Origin of the sequence: Dysgonomonas sp. HDW5A (genome assembly GCF_011299555.1) — a bacterium.
GTDB lineage: Bacteria > Bacteroidota > Bacteroidia > Bacteroidales > Dysgonomonadaceae > Dysgonomonas_A.
In genome coordinates, this window is the sequence record NZ_CP049857.1 from 3,701,705 (window position 1) to 3,723,830 (window position 22,126).

14 protein-coding genes and 1 tRNA gene are annotated in these 22,126 nt (G+C 36.2%); 12 read left to right on the forward strand and 3 right to left on the reverse strand.

The window, feature by feature from the left end:
* Nucleotides 1-2: 2 nt before the first annotated feature.
* The 6 genes from G7050_RS15185 (at nucleotide 3) to G7050_RS15210 (ending at nucleotide 10,272) form a co-directional block, all read left to right on the forward strand.
* Nucleotides 3-3,320: a glycosyl hydrolase family 65 protein gene (locus G7050_RS15185; protein ID WP_166116953.1), complete on the forward strand. Its 3,318-nt coding sequence runs from the start codon at nucleotides 3-5 to the stop codon at nucleotides 3,318-3,320.
* Nucleotides 3,320-6,007 carry a glycoside hydrolase family 78 protein gene (locus tag G7050_RS15190; protein ID WP_166116956.1) on the forward strand — a complete coding sequence of 896 codons (2,688 nt, stop codon included), beginning with the start codon at nucleotides 3,320-3,322 and terminating at the stop codon, nucleotides 6,005-6,007. Before G7050_RS15185 ends, G7050_RS15190 begins: the two co-directional genes overlap by 1 nt.
* 19 nt (nucleotides 6,008-6,026) lie before the next feature.
* A complete protein-coding gene (locus G7050_RS15195; RefSeq protein ID WP_166116958.1) occupies nucleotides 6,027-6,959 on the forward strand; it encodes an aldo/keto reductase in 933 nt (310 codons plus the stop codon).
* Nucleotides 6,960-7,041: 82 nt separating this feature from the next.
* Nucleotides 7,042-7,965, forward strand: a complete 924-nt coding sequence (locus G7050_RS15200) for an amidohydrolase (protein WP_166116960.1) — start codon at nucleotides 7,042-7,044, stop codon at nucleotides 7,963-7,965.
* On the forward strand, nucleotides 7,962-9,206 hold the full coding sequence (gene fucP, locus G7050_RS15205) for an L-fucose:H+ symporter permease (RefSeq protein ID WP_166116962.1): 1,245 nt from the start codon (nucleotides 7,962-7,964) through the stop codon (nucleotides 9,204-9,206). The genes G7050_RS15200 and fucP overlap by 4 nt, the downstream gene beginning before the upstream one ends.
* A 43-nt stretch (nucleotides 9,207-9,249) precedes the next feature.
* On the forward strand, nucleotides 9,250-10,272 hold the full coding sequence (locus G7050_RS15210) for a zinc-binding alcohol dehydrogenase family protein (RefSeq protein WP_166116964.1): 1,023 nt from the start codon (nucleotides 9,250-9,252) through the stop codon (nucleotides 10,270-10,272).
* A 40-nt stretch (nucleotides 10,273-10,312) separates the two neighbouring features.
* On the opposite strand, the gene G7050_RS15215 is transcribed toward G7050_RS15210, so the two are convergent.
* Together G7050_RS15215 and G7050_RS15220 are read right to left on the reverse strand one after the other, a co-directional pair.
* Entirely contained in the window at nucleotides 10,313-10,945 is a 633-nt protein-coding gene (locus tag G7050_RS15215; RefSeq protein ID WP_166116966.1) for a murein L,D-transpeptidase catalytic domain-containing protein, read from the reverse strand.
* A gap of 70 nt (nucleotides 10,946-11,015) precedes the next feature.
* Nucleotides 11,016-11,089: transfer RNA gene (locus G7050_RS15220), tRNA-Met, on the reverse strand.
* Between the two features lie 352 nt (nucleotides 11,090-11,441).
* On the opposite strand from G7050_RS15220, the gene secDF reads away from it, so the two are divergent.
* The 3 genes from secDF to G7050_RS15235 all read left to right on the forward strand — a co-directional run bounded on the left by secDF (nucleotide 11,442) and on the right by G7050_RS15235 (nucleotide 16,581).
* Nucleotides 11,442-14,336, forward strand: coding sequence for a protein translocase subunit SecDF (secDF, locus tag G7050_RS15225; RefSeq protein ID WP_166116968.1), 2,895 nt, complete (start codon nucleotides 11,442-11,444; stop codon nucleotides 14,334-14,336).
* A 334-nt stretch (nucleotides 14,337-14,670) separates the two neighbouring features.
* Complete coding sequence (locus G7050_RS15230) at nucleotides 14,671-15,846, forward strand: MalY/PatB family protein (RefSeq protein ID WP_166116970.1); 1,176 nt, start codon at nucleotides 14,671-14,673, stop codon at nucleotides 15,844-15,846.
* Nucleotides 15,847-15,960: 114 nt separating this feature from the next.
* Nucleotides 15,961-16,581: a peptidylprolyl isomerase gene (locus G7050_RS15235; RefSeq protein ID WP_166116972.1), complete on the forward strand. Its 621-nt coding sequence runs from the start codon at nucleotides 15,961-15,963 to the stop codon at nucleotides 16,579-16,581.
* Between the two features lie 79 nt (nucleotides 16,582-16,660).
* Here G7050_RS15235 and G7050_RS15240 read toward each other — a convergent pair whose 3' ends face one another.
* On the reverse strand, nucleotides 16,661-18,136 hold the full coding sequence (locus G7050_RS15240; RefSeq protein WP_166116974.1) for a DUF3943 domain-containing protein: 1,476 nt from the start codon (nucleotides 18,134-18,136) through the stop codon (nucleotides 16,661-16,663).
* A 344-nt stretch (nucleotides 18,137-18,480) separates the two neighbouring features.
* On the opposite strand from G7050_RS15240, the gene G7050_RS15245 reads away from it, so the two are divergent.
* The 3 genes from G7050_RS15245 (at nucleotide 18,481) to G7050_RS15255 (ending at nucleotide 22,113) form a co-directional block, all read left to right on the forward strand.
* Nucleotides 18,481-19,323 carry a TerC family protein gene (locus G7050_RS15245; protein ID WP_166116976.1) on the forward strand — a complete coding sequence of 281 codons (843 nt, stop codon included), beginning with the start codon at nucleotides 18,481-18,483 and terminating at the stop codon, nucleotides 19,321-19,323.
* 179 nt (nucleotides 19,324-19,502) lie between these two features.
* The gene (locus G7050_RS15250; RefSeq protein WP_166116979.1) at nucleotides 19,503-21,251 is read left to right on the forward strand and encodes a phospho-sugar mutase; all 1,749 of its coding nucleotides are present in this window, start codon (nucleotides 19,503-19,505) and stop codon (nucleotides 21,249-21,251) included.
* A 127-nt stretch (nucleotides 21,252-21,378) separates the two neighbouring features.
* A complete protein-coding gene (locus tag G7050_RS15255; protein WP_166116981.1) occupies nucleotides 21,379-22,113 on the forward strand; it encodes a 1-acyl-sn-glycerol-3-phosphate acyltransferase in 735 nt (244 codons plus the stop codon).
* Nucleotides 22,114-22,126: the final 13 nt, after the last annotated feature.

The window sequence follows — 22,126 nt, forward strand, 5'->3', positions numbered from 1 at the left end:
TTATGAAAAAGAAATCAATTATATTATCCTTACTTTTTTTGAGTAGCATTTTTATATCAAATGCTCAAGAGGGAGTTTATTATACCGGAAAAACTTTATCTAATGTGAATTATCACAACGGGCGATTGAGTCCCGCTGTAGGTACTCATAACATTCAAACCATGCGGGCTAATCGAGAGCATCCCGAAAAAGGCGATGGTTTTGGTTGGACTTACAATCATCAATCATTCCTTGCATATTGGAATAACACGTACTATCTTCAATATTTGAGTGATTCTATTGGAGAGCATATACCGCCATCTCATACACTGTTGCAAACATCTAAAGATGGTTATACGTGGACTAAGCCCGAAATTATTTTCCCAAAATACAAAGTTCCTGATGGAACCTCAAAAGCTGGATATACAGGTGTGGCAAAAGACTTATATGCTATTATGCACCAACGGATGGGCTTTTATGTATCTAAAAGTAATCGTTTACTTACTATCGGGTTTTATGGTATCTGTTTGGATATGAAAGACGATCCGAACGACGGGAAAGGCATCGGGCGTGTTGTTCGGGAAATAAAAGCCGATGGAAGTTACGGACCTATTTATTTTATCCATTATAATCCATCATGGAATGAGAAAAATACTGCATATCCTTTCTATAAAAAGAGCAAAGATAAAGCCTTTATTGCTGCTTGCGACGAGTTAATGGCTAACCCTTTGATGATGATGCAATGGGTTGAAGAATCGGATAGTAATGATCCTCTTATTCCTTTAAAAAAGAAATACAAAGCATTCAGTTATTACCATTTAAATAATGGTGATGTTGTTGCTCTGTGGAAGCATGCTCTTACAACGATAAGCAAAGACGGAGGTAAAACATGGCCGGGAAATGTAGCCCGTGCGATCGGTTTTGTAAATAGTAATGCGAAAATATGGGGACAAAGAACCTCTGACGGAAAGTTTGCCACGGTTTATAATCCCTCCGAATTTCGTTGGCCTTTGGCAGTTTCAACCAGTGAAGATGGGTTGAATTATACCGATTTATACTACGTTCATGGAGATATAACAGCGATGCGTTATGGTGGAAACTATAAATCGCGTGGTCCTCAATATCCTCGAGGTATTTTAGAAACTAACGGAACGCCTCCCGATGGCAATATATGGATGACATACAGTGTAAATAAAGAAGATATCTGGGTAGCAAAGATTCCTGTACCCGTAACCGATAAGGCTATCAGCCATTCTGATGAAACCTTTGATTTGATGCCTCAGGGCAAAGAATTAGACGCATGGAATATTTACAGTCCGTTATGGGCTCCTGTAAAGATTGAGAAACGATCTGATAATAAACGCTGGCTTTCGTTGAAAGACTGGGATCCATTCGATTATGCAAAAGTAGAAAGAGTAATTCCCGAATTAAAGAATTTAGAAGCCTCTTTCGCTGTTCTGGCTGCTCAAAACAAAACAGGAAATCTCCAGATTGAGTTTCAAAATGCTCAGGGAGATGCCTGTACACGCATTATTTTTGACAATGACGGTTTGATAAAGCTGAAGACTGGAGCAAGATATGCAACTTTACAGCCTTATGAAGCGGGTATTGTATATGATATCAAAGTGTTTTTGTCTACTTCGACAAGAAGTTTAACTCTGAAAATCAATGATAAAGATATTTCTACAAAATTGTTCTTCAATCCTATAGAATCTATTCAAAGAATTGTATTCAGAACAGGAGATTTACCATCTGATCCGACACCCAATGATGCGGCTGACAGAGATACTGATTTGCCCAATGCAGGAGCAGAAGATGCTAAAGCAGAATATTATATCTCATATCTCAAAACATTAGATCCGTCTAATCATTCAGCCATTTTAAATATAAATGATTATAAGCATTATGCGGATTATTTCAATACAATGGAGGATGAAAATATAGCACAAGCTATACCCAATGCACAGGCTTGGGAGTGGATGAAAGCCAATATACCCTTGTTTGAATGTCCTCAAAAGAATTTCGAAGAGATGTTTTACTACAGATGGTGGTCGTTGAGAAAACACATAAAAGATACCCCCGAAGGTTATGTTATGACCGAATTTTTAGTGAACCGTTCATATGCAGATAAATATAATCTGATCTCTTGTGCTTTAGGACATCATATCTATGAAAGCCGATGGTTACGTGATCCGAGGTATTTAGATCAGTATGTACATGTCTGGTTTAGAGGGAATGAGGGCAAACCTATGGCAAAGCTTCGTAACTTCAGTAGCTGGACTGCCGATGCTCTGTATAATAAATATTTGGTGGATGGAGATAAAAACTACCTGTTGGATATGTTTCCCGATCTGGAGAACGAATATGCGGCATGGGAAGGAGATCACCGATTGCCAAGCGGATTATATTGGCAGGGAGATGTTCAAGATGGAATGGAAGAAACCATAAGTGGCGGTCGTCGTAAAAAATATGCCCGACCAACTATTAATTCCTATATGTTTGGCAATGCAAAAGCATTATCGGAGGTTGCAAAATTAAAAGGAGATAATAATGCTGCAAAAAAATACGAGGAAAAGTCTATCGAAATTAAGAATCTGGTACAAAATCAACTTTGGAATCAAGACAGTACATTTTTTGAAACACTAAGAGAACCCGGAAATTTTGCCTTAGTACGTGAAGCTATCGGCTATCTTCCCTGGTATTTTAACTTGCCTGATAATAAAGCAGATTACGCAAAAGCATGGGCGCAAGTAAAAGATGAACGAGGCTTTTGTGCTCCTTACGGACTTACTACAGCAGAACGTCGTCACCCCGAATTTCGTTCTCATGGATGCTGTAAATGCGAATGGGATGGTGCTATCTGGCCTTTCGCTTCTTCTCAAACATTGACAGCAATGGCTAATCTGCTGAATAACTACAAACAAGATGTTGTAAATGATAGTGTTTATTTTCGCCATCTTGAATTATATGTGGAAAGCCAATACCATAGAGGCAGACCTTATATAGGAGAGTATCAGGATGAAGTAACGGGTTACTGGCTCAAAGGTGATCAGGAACGTAGCCGTTACTATAATCATTCCACTTTCAATGATTTGATTATTTCGGGATTAATCGGATTGAAACCTCGTCCGGATAATGTGTTGGAAATTAACCCTCTGATTCCACAAGCCAAATGGGATTGGTTCTGTTTGGATAATGTCCCTTATCATGGTAAGAATGTGACTATTGTTTGGGATAAAACAGGAGGCAAATACAAAAGAGGAAAAGGATTCTATATCATGCTAGATGGCAAACTGGTTGCCAAATCTGATAAATTAGAACGATTAACTTATAAAATGTAATGAGGATGAAACAAGCGATACTATTTATATTGTTTACTCTTTTTACCTTTAGTACCTATTCGATAGATATTAAAGACCTGACCTGCGAAATGCAAAAAATGCCATTGGCGATAGATAAACTTAGTCCTCGTTTCGGGTGGAAACTGACCTCAGATATGCAGGGTGATAAACAAACTGCCTATCAAATTATACTCACATCTAATGGAACAAAGATATGGGATTCGGGAAGAGTGAAATCAGACCAAAGTCAGTTAGTCATATATAAAGGTAAGCCTCTCAAGAAGGGTAAACGATATGTTTGGACTGTAAAAGTCTGGGATGTAAAGGGAAAAGTAAGCGATAGCCGAAACTCTTACTTCGAAACTGCACCCGATTTTAATAATACTAAAATACAATGGATTGGAGCAATAACAAAAGCCGATTCTTATCTACCAATAGGACGCCGTGATTTACATGGACCATCTTTTAAGAAACCTGAATACAAGGAACTTTATGATAAAATAGATCCGTTAGCTCTGAGAAGTATTCTTCTGCGAAAGGCTTTCAATGCAAATAAGACTATAGAGAAAGCAATTGTTCATGCTTCAGGTTTGGGACATTATAATCTTTCGATTAATGGACAGAAAGTAAGTAAAGATATCTTCACCCCTGTTTGGAGCGATTATGATAAAACTGTTTATTATAATACTTATCAGGTAGATACCCTTTTAAATAAAGGTGAAAATGTTATAGGAATTACATTAGGGAATGGCTTTTATAATGCTGTAGGTAATCGCTATCGTAAACTGTGGGTATCTTTTGGACCACCTACTTTATTTCTCAAAATGCACCTTTATTATATGGATGGTACAAGTGAAATACTTACATCTGATAATTCATGGAAATATGCACTTAGTCCGATAACATTCAATGATATTTATGGTGGTGAAGACTATGATGCCCGTTTAGAACAAAAAGGATGGGATAAGCCAAACTTCAACGATAAAGCATGGAAACCCGTAGTTATTCAAGAAGCACCTAAAGGAGTTCTTCGTGCCCAACAGATTACAAATGTGCGAAGCATGAAACAATATGGAGCTATTTCAATGACTAAAATAGACAGTAGCTATGTATTAAATATGGGGCAAAACCTTTCGGGTTATCCTGCGATAAAGGTAATTGGTAAAAAAGGGCAGACCGTTAAAATAACAGTCGGTGAATTATTGAATGAAGAAACAGGAAAAGTTTCCCAAAAACAATCGGGAGGCCCACATACATATTCATATACAATAAAAGGAGATGGAGTGGAGGAGTGGCACCCCGAATTTACCTATTATGGCTTTCAATATATCCAGATTGACGGGGCAAATCTGTTATCGTCAGATGATACGGATAAACCGTTAATTATAGATGTAAAGTCTGATTTTATCTACAATTCAACCAATGAGAATGGGCATTTCGAGTCTTCAAACGAGATTTTTAATAAAGCCCATCAACTGATTAAAAATGCAGTAAGAAGTAATATGCAGTCAGTATTTACGGATTGCCCTCACCGTGAAAAATTAGGATGGTTGGAAGAAACCCATCTAAATGGTCCCGGTTTACTTTATAATTGGGATTTGACTCAGTTCTTTCCCAAAGTGATGCAGGATATAAAAGACGCCCAAAGAGACGGTGGGCTTGTACCTAGCATTGTTCCTGAATATGTAATCTTTGGTGACGATTTCTCAGATTCTCCCGAATGGGGAGGTGCAGCCGTTATTGTTCCTTGGATGTACTATCAATTTTATGGCGATAACACTCTGATTGAGCAATACTACAATATAATGAAACAATATGTAGATTATCTGACTTCAAAATCAACAGGTCATATTGTTTCTCATGGTTTAGGCGATTGGTATGATTATGGGGAACATCGGGCGGGATTTTCGATGAATAGCCCCATTGAGGTTTCGGCTACGGCTCATTATTATTATGTTACCCATTTGTTTGCTAAAGCGGCAAAGATGTTTAACAAATCAAATGATGAGAAAAAATATACTGTTTTGTCTGAGAATATCAGAAAAGCTTTTAATGATAAATTTCTGGACAAAAAGACTATGCAATATGGCTCAGGCAGTCAGTTTTGTAATGCAGTAGCCTTGTTTATGGGTATAGTAGAGCCACAAAACAAAGCAGCAGTCTTGCAAAACCTGAAAGCAGATATTCAGAAAAGGGGCAACCGCTTAACAACGGGGGATGTGGGTAACCGATATTTATTTCAGGCATTAGCCCTTAATGGCGAAAATGAATTGATGTATCTGATGAATAATCATACAGGTGCTCCCGGGTATGGTTTTCAGATACTGTTCGGTGTAACAACATTAACAGAACAGTGGGACCCACGTAAGGGAGCTTCATGGAATCATTTTATGATGGGGCAAATAGACGAGTGGTTTTTTCATAGTTTAGGAGGTATCGTTCCTTCAACACCCGGATTTAAAGAGTTTACGATTCAACCGCAACCTGTAGGCGATTTAACTTGGGTGAAAGCTAATCACGAAACCTTATATGGTAATATAGCCGTAAGTTGGAAGCGTGAAAGTGGTGTATTCTATCTGTCTGTTGATGTACCTGTTAATACTCGTGCTACGGTTATTTTACCCGATGGAAATAATACAAAAAAAATAGTTGGTTCAGGAAAACACTCATTTGAGTGTAAATTATAACAATTTTAGAACGATTGGAATGGAATATAGAAAAATTGGAAATACAGACATGAGGGTGTCTACTCTGAGTTTTGGAGCTTCTTCGTTAGGTGGTGTTTTCCATTCACTGAAAGAGTCAGAAGGTATAAAGGCGGTGCATGCAGCAGTTGAGAATGGCATTAACTTTATTGATGTATCTCCATATTACGGGCATCTGAAATCAGAAATTCTATTAGGAAAAGCTCTGAAAGATATTGATCGAAATAAGTACTATTTATCAACTAAAGTCGGTCGGTACGGAGAAAACGGTATAAACCTTTGGGATTATACAGCTGAAAAAGCAAAAGAGAGTGTTTACGAAAGTATGGAGCGTCTGAATATCAATTATATCGACCTGATAAACGTACATGACATTGAGTTTGCCGATCTAGACCAAATTTGCAATGAAACATTACCAGCCTTGGTTGAACTGAAAAAGCAAGGTGTTGTGGGGTATGTCGGAATTACGAATCTGACATTAAGACATTTTAAGTATGTAATAGATCATGTGCCTTCGGGAACAGTCGATAGTGTCCTTTCTTTCTGTCATTACTGTTTGAATGATGATGCTTTGGTTGACTATCTGGATTACTTTGAAGCCAATGGAGTAGGGGTTATTAATGCTTCCCCTTTCTCGATGGGATTACTTACTGAAAGAGGTGCTCCCGATTGGCATCCTGCACCAAAACCTTTGATAGATGTTTGTCAAAAAGCTGCACAGCATTGCCAAAGCAAAGGGAAAAGTCTCGAACAACTTGCTTTAAAATATGCAATAAGCAATCCCCGTATTTCGACTACTTTGTTTAGCACTACTCGCTCGGAGGCTGTCCTTCAAAACCTGCAATGGGCAGAAGAGCCTTTAGATATTCAATTATTGGCAGAAGTGCAAGATATTCTTAAATCAAGATTTCGTGATACTTGGCTGAATAGCTAAGGTGTCAGATCTTTTTATTGCTATGAAAATGTAACAAATCCCATTAGATTTAATTCTTAAGCACAACATTAATCTAAAATGTATGAAAATTAAAATAATCGATGCACATGCCCATCTGTGGTTAAAACAGGATGCAGAGGTAAATGGTCTTAAAATACAGACGTTGGATAATGGACGTTCTCTCTTTATGGGAGAAGTCCGCCAGATGTTACCCCCGTTTATGATTGACGGGCGTAATACTGCCGAAATATTCCTCTCGAATATGAATTATGCCCAAGTTTCGGCTGCCGTTATCACACAAGAATACATAGACGGTATACAGAATGACTATCTATGGGAAGTTCAACAGAAATACTCCAATCGTTTTTTATGCTGCGGTATGGTAGATGCTCGTAAGGCTGATTATTTTGAACATGCTGAAAAATTAATAGAACAGGGATTTAAGGCAATAAAAATTCCGGCAGAAAGATTGATAGAGCCCCATAAACAAACATTTCTCACATCATCCGAAATGATGAAAATGTTTAAACTGATGGAAGAGAAAAATATTTTACTTTCTATTGATTTAGCGGAGGGTGACACTCAAGTTGCCGAAATGGGAGAAGTTATTTCCGAATATCCTGATTTGCGTATTGCAATAGGACATTTTGGAATGGTTAATCGCCCTAACTGGCAAAAACAAATTAAGCTAGCCCGTTATAAGAATGTAATGATAGAATCGGGTGGGATAACCTGGCTATTTAATGATGAATTTTATCCTTTTAAGGGTGCAGTACTGGCTATTAAAGAAGCAGCATCACTTGTCGGAATAGAGAAGCTAATGTGGGGATCAGACTATCCTCGTACTATTACGGCAATAACCTATCGTATGTCTTATGATTTCGTATTGAAATCATATTTACTTTCTGAAAATGAAAAACGCTTATTCCTAGGAGAAAACGCTGCTCGATTCTATTGCTTAAACGATTTAGTAGAATTACCTTATATTAAAAATATGTCCGAATGAAAAACAATACGTACCGAGGGTCATTAATCTTAATTTTCAGCCTGTTTTTTATATGGACAATTAGCAGCAATCTTCTGCCTACCATGATCCGGCAATTGATGAAGACTTGCGAACTTAATACATTCGAAGCATCATTTACCGAAACTGCTTATTGGCTTGCTTACTTTATATTTCCTATTCCCATAGCTATGTTTATGAAAAAATACAGCTATAAATCGGGTATAGTTCTAGGGCTTCTCTTAGCTGCTTTTGGAGGGTTTTTATTTCTCTTAGCTGCTGATATAAAAGAGTATTGGGCGTATCTGGGTATCTTTTTCATTATTGCAACAGGAATGTGTTTCTTAGAAACAGCAGCAAACCCTTATGTAACTGCATTGGGAGATCCCAATACTTCGACACGAAGGCTCAATCTAGCGCAATCGTTTAATGGTTTGGGTGCTTTCATTGCAGCCATGTTTTTAAGTAAACTAGTGCTTAGTGGACATACTTATACACGTGATACATTGCCTACCGATTATGCAGGAGGATGGGAGGCGTACATTCAGTTCGAAACCGATTCGATGAAATCAATATATCTGTTGTTGGCTTTCATTTTGGTTTTGATAGCCATTATGTTTATCATTTTCAAGTTTCCTAAAATAAAAGAAGAGGAAGCCGAAGATACGGGAAAACTGATTGATTTTAAAGTTTTAAAACGCTCTCACTTGAGGTGGGGAGTAATCGCACAATTCTTTTACAACGGTGGGCAAACAGCTATTAATAGTTTGTTTCTGGTCTATTGTTGTGTATATGTTAATATGGAAGAGCATATTGCAACTACTTTCTTTGGACTTTATATGCTGGCTTTCCTTTTAGGTAGATGGATTGGTACGCTATTTATGGGAAAATTCAAACCTCAGAATATGTTGCTTCTCTATGCAATTATCAATGTGCTTCTATGTGGTGTGATAGCTGTATTTGGTAGAATGATAGGACTTTATGCCATGTTGGGAGTATCCTTCTTTATGTCGATTATGTATCCTACACAATTCTCACTTGCCTTGAAAGATCTAGGATCAAATACCAAAAGCGGATCGGCTTTCTTGGTTATGGCAATTGTCGGAAATGCTTGTTTACCACAGCTGACAGCCTATTTTATGCATCTTAATGAACATATTTATCAGATCGCCTATATTATACCTCTTATATGCTTCCTATTCTGTGCTTATTATGGATGGAAAGGGTATAAGGTTGTTGACTGAACGCATACGAAAAACTTAATAAAAACAATAACGAAATAAAACAATGAGAGCAATACAAATTGTTCAACCGGGTGAAATCAAAACGGTTGAATTAGATAAACCTATACCTCACGATGATGAAGTCTTAGTAAAAATTCAGTATGTAGGCTTCTGTGGATCAGACTTAAATACATATTTAGGAAAGAATCCTATGGTGAAATTTCCGGTAATTCCCGGTCATGAAATAGGAGCAGTCGTAGAGTCAGTAGGAAGTAAAGTTCCATCCAATATTAAAGCAGGAATGCCATGTACAATCAATCCCTATACCAATTGTGGAAATTGTTCTTCATGTAGAAATGGTCGTCCTAATGCCTGTCGGTTCAATGAAACTTTTGGAGTTCAACGTAATGGAGCAATGGTTGAATACATGGCTGTACCATGGAGTAAAGTTATTATTGATCCTGATTCGCAGCTTTCCTCAAAAGATTTTGCATTGGTTGAGCCTATGAGCGTTGGTTTTCATGCAGTTTCGAGAGGTGAAGTTTCTGATCTTGATACTGTAATGGTTATAGGATGCGGTATGATTGGTGTAGGAGCAATTGTTCGCTCTGTAATACGAGGTGCTACAGTTATTGCCGTAGATGTGGATGATGAAAAGTTGGCATTGGCTAAACGTCTTGGTGTACACCACACAATCAATTCTAAGACAGACAATATTTCAGCAGCTTTAAATAGTCTGACGAATGGTTTTGGAGCAGATGTTATCATTGAGGCAGTAGGTTCGCCAATAACCTATCAGATGGCTATTAACGAAGTCGCTTTTACGGGTAGAGTGGTATGCATAGGTTATGCGAAAAGTGAAATAGCATTCGAAACTAAATCTTTTGTTCAAAAGGAATTAGATATTCGAGGCTCTCGTAATGCTATGCCGCAGGATTTCAGAGGTGTAATGAAATATCTAAAGAGGAGAACATGCCCTGTAGATGAACTTATCAGCGGTATTTATAAGCCTGATGAAGCTCAGATAGCTTTAACTAAATGGCAAGAAGATCCCGGAAAAGTATTTAGGATATTGATTCAATTTTAAGAGAAAGCTATAGTTAATTATAATCGTGAAAAACTACAAATCAGTAATAAATCCACATTAATGTCGGTTTTTTACTATTTTGCAGTTTCTTATCCATATATTTCATCATTTCATTACTTGTGACAGGACATCCAAAACTCCATCCCATAGGTAAATGTTTGGGATATATTTCCTTATCGGGTAAGGGTGTATGCGAATGAAATACTATGATACGCTTATAAGCGTTGCTGTTCGTTTTTTCGAGTCCGTGCATTTTGTAGTGTACGTTGATTCCCCATTGGCTGTATGATCGTATTCCCAGTTTATACTTTCCTAATGATGAACATAAACTGCCTTCGGTATTGCTGAATACAGGCTTTGCCTCAGTACTGAGTTTGTCGCCTTTACCGCAACCGTGTGCACATAAAGCTTGCCTGTCGATGTCCTTTGTCTTAAAATTCCATACAAACATACGGTTTTTTCCTGAGTGAATTCTCATATCAATCAGGATACAAAAATCAGTATTATAGTTGTTGTTTTCGCAAAAAGTAATAGCTTCACTTGCTTTCTGTTTCAATCGATTATGAGCATCAATATCTTGTTCTTCCTTGGGGCGGCTTTCGATATTGTTACAAGTCGAAAAGAATATCAAGACAATAATTGCTTTGATATATATCGTGAATAAACGATTCATGGTTAGTGTAGTGTTAAATTGAAAAATAACAAAATGAGGCTCACATTTTCATGTAAACCTCTTTTATTTGTAGCGGGACGGGGAATTGAACCCCGGACCTCATGATTATGAATCATGCGCTCTAACCATCTGAGCTATCCCGCCATGCCTTATTAGCGGTTGCAAAAGTATGGCAAATATTTTGCATCCGCAAGCCTATTTTGAAAAAATATAAGTGTATCTTTGAAAATATTTTTTAAGATATTGATAATTAATGTTTAATAAGTACTAAGTTTTACGATAGACCGGTCGATTTTAAAATAAGCCCGTATTTCAATATAGAAAAAGATAAAAAAGATTATATTTGCACGCTTAAGTCGTATTCTAAGCTATTTCTTAAGATATATTTGCATTATTATATCATTCGGATGTATTTATAACTACAAGAGGTTTTGGAATTTATATCATTGAAAATTAAATATTAAAATAAACAAATAGTAACAAAAGTAACTTTAAAATGCAAAACAAGGGATTTGTAATAACTTTTGCCATTTTGTTGACTGTCGTTTGCTGTTTTTATTTATCATTCTCCTTTGTGACGAGATATTATGAAAAACAAGCCGCAGAATACTCTAATGGTGATCTTAATGCTCAGAGTCATTATCTGGACTCTATTTCTACAGAAAAAGTATGGTTGGGATACACCCTGAAACAAGCCAGAGAAAAAGAAATCGGTTTAGGGCTAGACCTTAAAGGTGGTATGAACGTTATCCTTGAAATTGATGCAGCTGCTGTATTGCGCTCATTAGCTAATGAGGGAGATGCTCAATTCAACAAAGCAATACAACAAGCTGTAGAAGAAAATCGCAGAGGTAGTAATAAAGATTTTATTACATTATTTGTCGAAAAATACGAGGCTATAGATAAGTCTGGTAAGTTAGCAATGGTATTTGGTGCAAAACTAAAAGACCAAATAGCTCCAACAGATAATAATGCCACTGTAAAAAAAGTTCTTGAAAAAGAATTACAAGGTGTAGCAGATAATTCATTCAATGTTTTGCGTACACGTATTGACCGTTTTGGTGTTGTAGCTCCAAATATTCAAAAATTAGATCGTGCAGAGCGTATCCTTATTGAATTACCCGGAATTAAAGAACCCGAACGTGTAAAGAAACTTTTGCAAGGTAACTCAAACCTTGAGTTCTGGAAAACTTATAATCTACAAGATATTCAAGGTTATTTAAGTGCGATCAATTCAAGAAGCGTTGAATTATTAGCAGGAAAACATTCTACAAATAAAACAGTTGGTACTGATTCTATATCTTCAGATTCTTTATCGTCTGTTACAGTTGTTGAAGTAGACTCAATAGCTACTCCGTTCAACAAATCGTTATTCGAATATTTTGATGGAAAATGGGGTGGAGGTTCTGTTGTTGCTATTGCTGACAGAAAAGATACCGCAGCTATAAATACGATACTTCGTGCATCAAAAGATTTATATCCTACCGATCTTAAGTTCGCTTGGGGATTCAAAGCAATTGATGACAAAGAAACTTTATTCCAATTATTCTCTCTTCGTGGTGATGGAACTAAAAGAGGTCCTGCGTTAGATGGTGATGCAGTAGTAACTGCTACAGCAGATCAAATACAAGGGCAAGGTTGGGGAGTAAGTATGCAAATGAACTCTACAGGAGCAAAACGTTGGGCTGCCATTACAGGAGCCGAAAGAGGACGTTCTATTGCAATTGTACTTGATGGTTATGTGTATTCTGCTCCAAATGTAAATGATCGTATAGAGGGTGGAAATTCTTCTATTACAGGAAATTTTTCTGTAGAAGAGGCAAAAGACTTAGAGAATGTTTTGAAGTCGGGTAAAATGCGTGCAGGTGTACGTATTGTACAAGAAGATATTGTAGGACCTTCTCTGGGAGAGGAGTCTATTCAAGCCGGACTTATATCGTTTGTAGTGGCAATCATTGTTCTAATGATATATATGTGTCTTGTATATGGATTTATACCGGGTATGATTGCGAATGCAGCTTTGTTACTTAATTTATTCTTTACACTGGGTGTTCTTGCATCATTCCATGCGGTGTTAACTCTACCGGGTATTGCCGGTTTGGTTTTAGCTCTGGCGATGGCAGTAGATGCAAACGTACTTATCTACGAACGAACGAAAGAAGAGTTACGTGCCGGTAAGAATGTGAAAACTGCTGTACAGGATGGTTATAAACATGCGTTTTCTGCAATTTTTGACTCTAACTTAACTTCTATTATAACAGGTTTAATCCTTTATAATTTTGGAACTGGAGCCATCAGAGGATTTGCAATCACTGAGATTATCGGTATTTCGGCATCATTCTTTACTGCTATATTTATGACTCGTTTGGTTTATAACTATGGTTTCTCTAAAGGTAAATTTGCAAACCTGACATTTACATCAAAACCTCTTCGCAATTTCTTGATGGATACTAAGATCAATTTCTTGAATCTACATAGAAAAGCGTATGCAGCTTCGTTGATTGTAATTCTATTAGGTGTTATATCTGTATTCACTCTAGGCTTGAATAATGGTATTGACTTTACAGGAGGACGTAATTATATTATTCGTTTTGATAATCCGGTAAATACTGAAGACATTACAGAGGCTCTTAAACCTGTATTAGGTGAAGAGTCAATGGTTAGTGTTATCACTATCGGCTCAAGCAACCAAGTGAGAGTTACTACCAATTACAAAATCGAAGATGCAAGAGACGAAGTTGAAACAGAGATTAAAGAAAAAATGAATACTGCATTAGGCAGTTACATAGCCTCTGGAAAAACTATAGACGATTATATTCAAAGTTCTCAAAAAGTAGGTCCTAGTGTTGCTGATGATATGAAAACAGCAGCGGTAGGTGCGGTTTTTCTGGCAATTCTGTGTATGGGATTATATATCCTGCTTCGATTTAGAGATGTAGCGTTCTCTTTAGGAACAATTATTGCTGTAGCTCACGATGCCGCTATTGTGATCTTCGCATATTCATTCTTCCATAAGATTATGCCTTTCTCTTTAGAGATTGACCAAACATTTATTGCAGCGATTTTAACTGTAGTTGGATTCTCTATCCACGATAAGGTTGTAATCTTTGACCGTGTACGTGAAAGAAGACGTGACTTCCCATTAAGAGATATTGCTACAAATATTAATGATTCACTGAATACAACTTTGACTCGAACAGTTAGTACCTCTTTGAGTACTATCTTAGTTTTGATTTGTATCTTTGTTTTAGGAGGTGATTCTATCAGAAGCTTTACTTTTGCAATGTTGTTAGGTATTATTCTTGGAACATATTCATCGGTATTTATTGCAACGCCTGTTGCTTATGATATCTTGAAAAGAAAAGAGGATAAATCAAAAACTGCAAAATAAAATATAAAAAAGTATATCATTGTGCAAAAGGCTGTCAATTTTGGCAGCCTTTTGTTTTGTCGTTTCATATCGATTTGTCGGCTAGGTAAGTGTAATAATTAAAGCTTATTATCTTTATCTTAACTTTTTTCAAATTTTATAAGTGATACTTCCTGCTACTTATCTGCGTTTTTTAGAAATATTCCTTCTTTATTTTATTACCTTTGCTTCCAGTTTGAATTATAATTATACTTCATAAAATGGTTGTTTAGACTTAGTGTCTCAAAATAAAGACATTAGTAGCTTATGGTATATTTATAATATTTGCAATACCTAAATTGATATAAATCTGATAATGGCGAAGTATAATTTTGATCAAATCATAGATCGCAAGGGAACTAAAGCCCTAAAAACAGACGTTTTAAAAGAAAGATATGGCAGTGATGATCTAATACCTTTATGGGTAGCCGATATGGACTTTTTATCACCTCCAGCAGTCTCAGAGGCTATTATTGAACGAGCTAAGCATGGTTTATTTGGTTATACCTGTCCTTGCTCTCAATATTACAGCTCTATTATCAATTGGGTAAAAAGAAGTCATGATTGGAACATCGATCAAGAATGGATAACTTTTATCCCGGGTATTGTAAAAGGAATAGCTTTTGTTATCGATTGCTTTTCGACAAAGGAAGATCATGTAATAATTCAACCTCCGGTATATCATCCATTCAAAATTATACCAACCTTGCACCAACGAAAAGTCGTTGATAACCCTTTGTTTCTAGAGGCCGGGCAATATAAGATGGACTTGGTTGATCTGAAGAAACGAATCGATTCGAATACGAAAATATTAATACTTTGTAATCCTCATAATCCGGGAGGAAGAGTTTGGACTAAACAGGAACTAGTCGATCTGGCTGAAATATGTTATGATAATGGTATACTTGTTATATCGGATGAAATCCATTCGGATATGGCTTTCGGAAATAATAAACATATACCTTTTGCATCAGTTTCAGACAAAGCAGCCCAAAACAGTATAACGTTTATGGCTCCCAGTAAAACCTTTAATATTGCAGGAATAGTTAGTTCATATTCTATAATACCTAATGAGAAGATAAGAATCAGATTTAATAATTATCTAAAAAGTAGCGAATTAGAAGAAGGACATATTTTTGCCTATTTGGCAGCTCAGGCTGCATATGAAAAAGGTGAGGAATGGCTTACAGAAGCAAAAGAATATATATGGGGAAACATCCTTTTTGTAGAGGAGTTTCTGAAAATAAATATCCCTCAAATAAAAGCAATGATACCCGAAGCATCTTTCCTTGTTTGGCTTGATTGCAGAGAATTGAACTTGTCTCAAAAAGACTTGGTATCTTTGTTTGTAAAAGATGCTAAACTGGCATTGAATGATGGTGCTATGTTTGGTAAGGGAGGGGAAGGCTTTATGCGCTTAAATGTCGGTTCTCCAAGATCTGTAATAGAAAAAGCTCTAAATAACTTAAAAGCTGCTATAAAAAATAAATAAAATAAGATACATACAACAAAAAGGCATGATTCTTGTTATGTATTCTGAGAAGACTAAAAATAGCCTGAAATAAATACCGGGCGATTGAATATTAAGTAATATAAAATAATTAAAATGAAAATTTCACCTAATAAATTTGTTTCGCTATCTTATGACTTGAATGTTGGCGAAGGTGACGAAAAAGAGTTAATGGAAAAAGCAACTCCTGAGCAACCACTTGAGTTTATCTTTGGAACAAATTCTATGCTTGAAGCTTTTGAGAAAAATGTAGATGGTTTGGTACAAGGAGATTCTTTTGACTTTGTGCTTACTCCTGATCAGGCATACGGAGAATATGACGATGATCATTTAGTGGATTTACCTAAAAATATCTTTGAAGTTGATGGTAAAATGGATGAAAGCGTTGTATTTGAAGGAAATACTATTCCAATGATGGATTCTAACGGTAACAGACTTAACGGCTCTGTTGTTTCAGTTAGCGATGATGTTGTTAAAATGGACTTTAATCATCCTCTAGCCGGCGAAACTTTGCACTTTACAGGTAATGTATTATCGGTAAGAGAAGCTTCAGCGGAAGAAATCGCTGCATTATTCGCTCCTCAAGGCGGTGGATGTGGTTCAGGTTGCGGTTGTGGAAGTTCTGACGACTCTGAAGGCTGCGGATCAGGTTGTGGATGTGGAAGTTCAGATGAGTCTGAAGGTTCTTCATGTGGATCTGGATGTGGTTGCCATTAATCTAAAGATTACATATATAATAAAAGGACAGACTTGTATTAAGTCTGTCCTTTTATTATTTGATGACAGATAGAATGCTTTAAAATTTATAAGTCAACATCAATCGACCCTCTGCCGTTACAGAATACACATCCTCAAAGTATTTATAGTGTGTCGAACGTCTATATATAGTTGTCATACCTGTTAAGTGTATCTTATTCTGTAGTTTAAGATCAGCTCGGAGAGTGGATAAGTTAAGTGTTGCATTAGAATTATCACCTTGAGCATTCAAATTTAAATAATCAACAGTATCCAGATCGGTTCCTTTGGGATAACCTTTCCATGTGAATAGCCTATACCCCTCGTATAACCACGATAAACCGATTTTATCTTTGTAAGAAATATTAATACCTGTTTTCCAGCCGAAACCACTTCCTAGATTGTAGTTTCTATTAGAGACTCTGTAGTGATCGCTTAATGTTGCTCCCAATAGGATGCCATTAAGATGAACATAGGAGCTAAAATTCCAATCTTCAAAGCGTTTACTTTCATGTATAAATCCCACTCCAAAAGCCGCTGGAGCTGCTAATTTATAGGGAATTTCATTCGATTTTGTTGATATTGTATCTGAATCATAATAATCGAAATGCTGATAAAAGCCTATTCCCAAATAGTCTTTAGATGTATCGACTAACAGGCTACTCCATAGGCGACCTATTACATTTATTTGCCCAAGCACGGGCTGCGAGTTTTGTATATTTAAATTAGCTTGTATAGTAAAATAATCGAATGGTTTGGTGCTTACCTCTTCATAACGATCACCATATTCAATAGTAACGGAACTTGTAAAACCAGCTCCTTTGTCAAATATATCATCTTTTAGTTCTAATATCCTTATTCCTGCTGATACTTCAACACTAATCTCAGGAATCCCGAATTGGCGTCCGGAGGTTGATCTTTTTTTCCAGGCATCTCCATTTATTATTCGGGTAAGTCCTCTTCCCGGAGATATCAGAAAACCCAAGAATTCGCGTCTGAACCTTTCTCCTCCTCGCTTCCTATCGTCATATACCAGATCAGAAGCTCTGTAGAACACTTCTCCTAAAACCATTCCACCAATTGGCGTCGCTATAATATCATTGCTCGAAGGGGGTTCATTTTCCATAGCTAATTCCCACATGGCACTACCTGCCAATGCAAATGCTCCGGACTCCCAGTAATTGAATCCTCTTGATCTAGCAGAATTATAGTATAAACTACCATGATAAGGATGTAGAAACATATTAGTTCCAATCTGGTCATTATCCCAATAAAATCCTTTTTTGAAATTATCTTTTATCGAATTAAAGCCGATATAAGCAAAATCTTCCTTCATGATGTAGCGATCAAACGCCCAGATTCCCATATTGAGAGTGAAAATTTGAGCAGCAGCTCCCCATCCATTCTTTTTAGAATAATATTGAATATCTATCGGATCAGCAGGGATAGTTTTTGTAGTTTTGTGTCGTAATAAATGTTGAGAATAAGCACTTAAAGGTGCTAAGAATATCAATATGAGGGATACATACTTCTTCATTAACAATAAATAATAATAATTTGAAATGTACTCTATAAGTAACTGAAAATATTTAATGCCGTATTTCAAGGCTATAACGAACAATCATTCTTATACTTGGGCCGACAATAAATAGGTCTGAGACTTTAATTATAGGCAAAGATAAGTTATTACAACTATTTGTTATAACATTTCTTATTAATAATTTACGATTGTTATTATTCGCCAACACAATGAAAAAAAGACCTCTTTTTATTTAGTCCATTTTATAAACTTCAGTAGCTGCAAATATTTATAGTATTAAATATGTATAGCTATCTGGAATAAAATTATATTTGTGGCAAATTTAGAAATATCCTTTACTTATGGAAATTTTAGAAACCTTTTTGCTTCCTTCTGCATGGATTGCTTTATTAACATTGACTTTTCTTGAAATAGTTTTAGGGGTCGATAATATTGTCTTTCTGTCAATAATGTCTTCAAAGCTGCCTCCGGAACAACAGCCCAGAGCCAGATCGGTAGGTTTGATTTGTGCCATGTTTTTCAGAATACTATTATTGTTTTGTATTTCATGGTTGATGAAACTAACTCAGCCGATCATAACTATTGATACTTCCTGGTTTGATGGATCAATTTCGGGACAAAGCTTAATTATTTTCTTCGGAGGTTTGTTTCTTCTATATAAAAGTGTAACCGAAATACACCATAAATTAGAAGGTATGGAAGATCATGACAAAGAGCCTCGCAAAACAAGTTTTATGTCTGTAATAATACAAATTATAGCACTCGATATTGTCTTTTCTTTCGACAGTGTCCTTACAGCTGTTGGATTAGTTAGCTTCAATGAATTCGGTTATGTGGGAGCCATGTCTATAATGGTAACTGCGGTAGTTGTTTCTGTTGTGGTTATGCTATTATTTTCAGGACCTGTGAGCCGATTTGTTAACACACATCCAACTATACAGATACTTGGACTTTCGTTTCTTATCTTAATAGGTGTTATGTTGTTGGTTGAAGCAGCTCATCTCTCTCAGATATCGATATTTGGATCTGTTGTAGGTGAAATCCCTAAGGGCTATATATATTTTGCCATAGCATTCTCGTTGTTAGTGGAATTCTTCAATACCAAGTTGCGAAAAAAATCAAAACCTGTTCATCTAAAAGATTCAGAACTGGTAGAAAATAATAAGACCGATATATCTAAATAATTTTAACCCGATTTAGGAAGAATTATATTATTGGTACAGCGGAGTAGTTCTTTTATAAAATAAGAGCTACTCTGTTTTTACAAAAAGAGTATTATTTGTTAATTAGTTTGGTTGTGGTCAATCTACTTTTATTATATTTGTGATTAAGAAATAATAGAAAATAAAATACACAAAATAGTATGGAAAATAAAGAACTGTTAAAGCAAGTAACATCTAAAGCTAATATTTGGTTAGCTGGAAACTATGATACCGAAACTAAAGCAGCCGTTCAAAGCATGCTTGATAATTCAGATAAGACTGAATTAATGGAATCTTTTTATAAAGATTTAGAATTTGGAACAGGAGGTCTCCGTGGAATCATGGGAGTAGGCACAAACCGTATTAATAAATATACGATAGGTGCTGCAACTCAAGGACTATCTAATTATTTATTGAAACAGTTTACCCATCTCGATCAGATTAAGGTTGTTATAGGATACGATTGTCGCAACAACAGTAAATATTTCGGTCAGGTTGTTGCAGATATTTTCTCGGCAAATGGTATTAAAGTTTATCTTTTCGAAAATTTAAGACCAACACCTGAGGTTTCGTTCGCAATACGTAATTTAGGTTGTCAAAGTGGGGTTATACTTACTGCGTCTCATAATCCTAAAGAATACAACGGATACAAAGCTTATTGGGATGACGGAGCACAAGTAACGCCTCCTCATGATAAAAATATTATTGATGAAGTAAACAGTATTAGCTCTGTTTCTGATATTAAATTTACAGGTAATCCCGCTCTTATCGAATCGCTGGGAGAAGATATGGATAATAAATTCATCGAATCTCTAAAAGCAATCTTATTATCTCCCGAAGCTATTAAACGCCATCATGATATTGGTATTGTTTATACACCTATACATGGTACAGGAGGTCAGATAGTACCTAAAGCATTAAAAGCCTATGGATTTACCAATATAATACATGTGCCGGAACAAGATGTTGTGGATGGAAACTTTCCGACTGTAATATCTCCCAACCCCGAAGAGCCTGCTGCAATGGCTATGGCCGTGAAAAAGGGCATTGAAACAGGAGCAGAACTTGTATTTGCAACCGACCCTGATGCAGACCGATTCGGAGCAGGTGTTCGTGATACCAATGGAGATTTTATTCTATTGAATGGAAATCAGACTATGATTATCCTTATTTATTATCTGGTAACACGTTGGAGAGAACTGGGAAAACTAACCGGAACTGAATATACTGTTCGTACAATTGTTACAAGTGAATTGACTCAGGTTATTTCAGAGAAAAATGGGGTTGAAATGTTCGAATGCTTTACCGGTTTCAAATGGATTGCATCTGTAATGCGTCAATTGGAAGGTAAACGTAAATATATTGGAGGTGGTGAAGAGAGCTACGGCTTTTTAGCAGAAGACTTTATTCGTGATAAAGACTCGGTTTCGGCTGCTGCTTTATTTGCTGAAATAGCTGCCTGGTGTAAAGATAATGGCAGAACTATTTACGAAATGCTTCAGGATATCTATGTAGAATATGGATTTTCAAAAGAAAAAGGTATTTCGGTAGTTAAAAAAGGAATGTCAGGAGCACAGGAGATTCAATCGATGATGGATAATTTCCGTAATAATCCGTTAGAAGAAATCGCAGGTTCTAAGGTTATATTAGTAAAAGATTTCGAAATTCTTGAAGCTAAAGATCTTATTACCGGTAAAATATCGAAATTAGATATGCCTGCTACATCTAATGTTCTTCAATACTTTACTGAAGATAAAACAAAAGTATCTATTCGTCCTTCAGGTACCGAGCCTAAGATTAAATTCTATATAGAAGTGGTTGATAAATTACCTTCTCGTGCAGATTTTGATAAAGTAGATGCTGCTACAGAAACTAAGATTGTTCAAATATGTAAAGATCTTGGAATCTAACCTCTAAAATCTTCTTATTAAAATACAGGCGAGAACTATAATTGATATAGTTCTCGCTTTTTCATTTCGTTTAAAACTATTACATTTGAAACTAATAAGGTTTTGAAACTATTTAGTTCATATTTGTATGATACGTATTTTATATCCGGTTTATCAGTGGTTAATATTTGTTCCATTACTTATAATAGCAACAATATGGTGTACTTTGACTATCATTATAGGCTCTACCATAGGTGACAATAAGTTTTGGGGGTATTATCCGGGAGTAATTTGGGGACGTTTTGTTTGCGTGGCTGCACTATTGCGAATAAAGGTAAACCGCAAATCTGTCTTAGACAAAAAGCAATCATACATATTTGTAGCAAATCATCAGGGAGCTTTCGATATCTTTCTTGTTTACGGTTATTTAGGTCATAATTTTAAATGGCTAATGAAACAAAGTCTAAAAAAAATGCCATTAGTAGGACTTGCATCAGCTAAGGCAGGACATGTGTTTGTAGATCAATCGAGCAGAAAAGGAATTGTTGAAACAATGAGAAACACAAGAGATACCCTTATCGAAGGGATGTCGACTGTTGTCTTTCCTGAAGGTCATCGTACCCCTGACGGAAATATGGCAGAGTTCAAAAAAGGTGCTTTTCAGACGGCTTTAAGTCTTAAGTTACCTATTGTTCCATTGACAATTGATGGTGCATATAAAGTGCTCCCTATACACTCTTGGCGTATGTATCCTTCGGCAATATCTTTGACATTCCATGAGCCTATTGATACTGCAAACTTATCATCGGACGATATTCCTGATTTAATAAAAAAAGTACACTCTATTATTGAATCGAGTTTATTAGAAAAAGAATCTGTCTGATCAATAGAAAAAT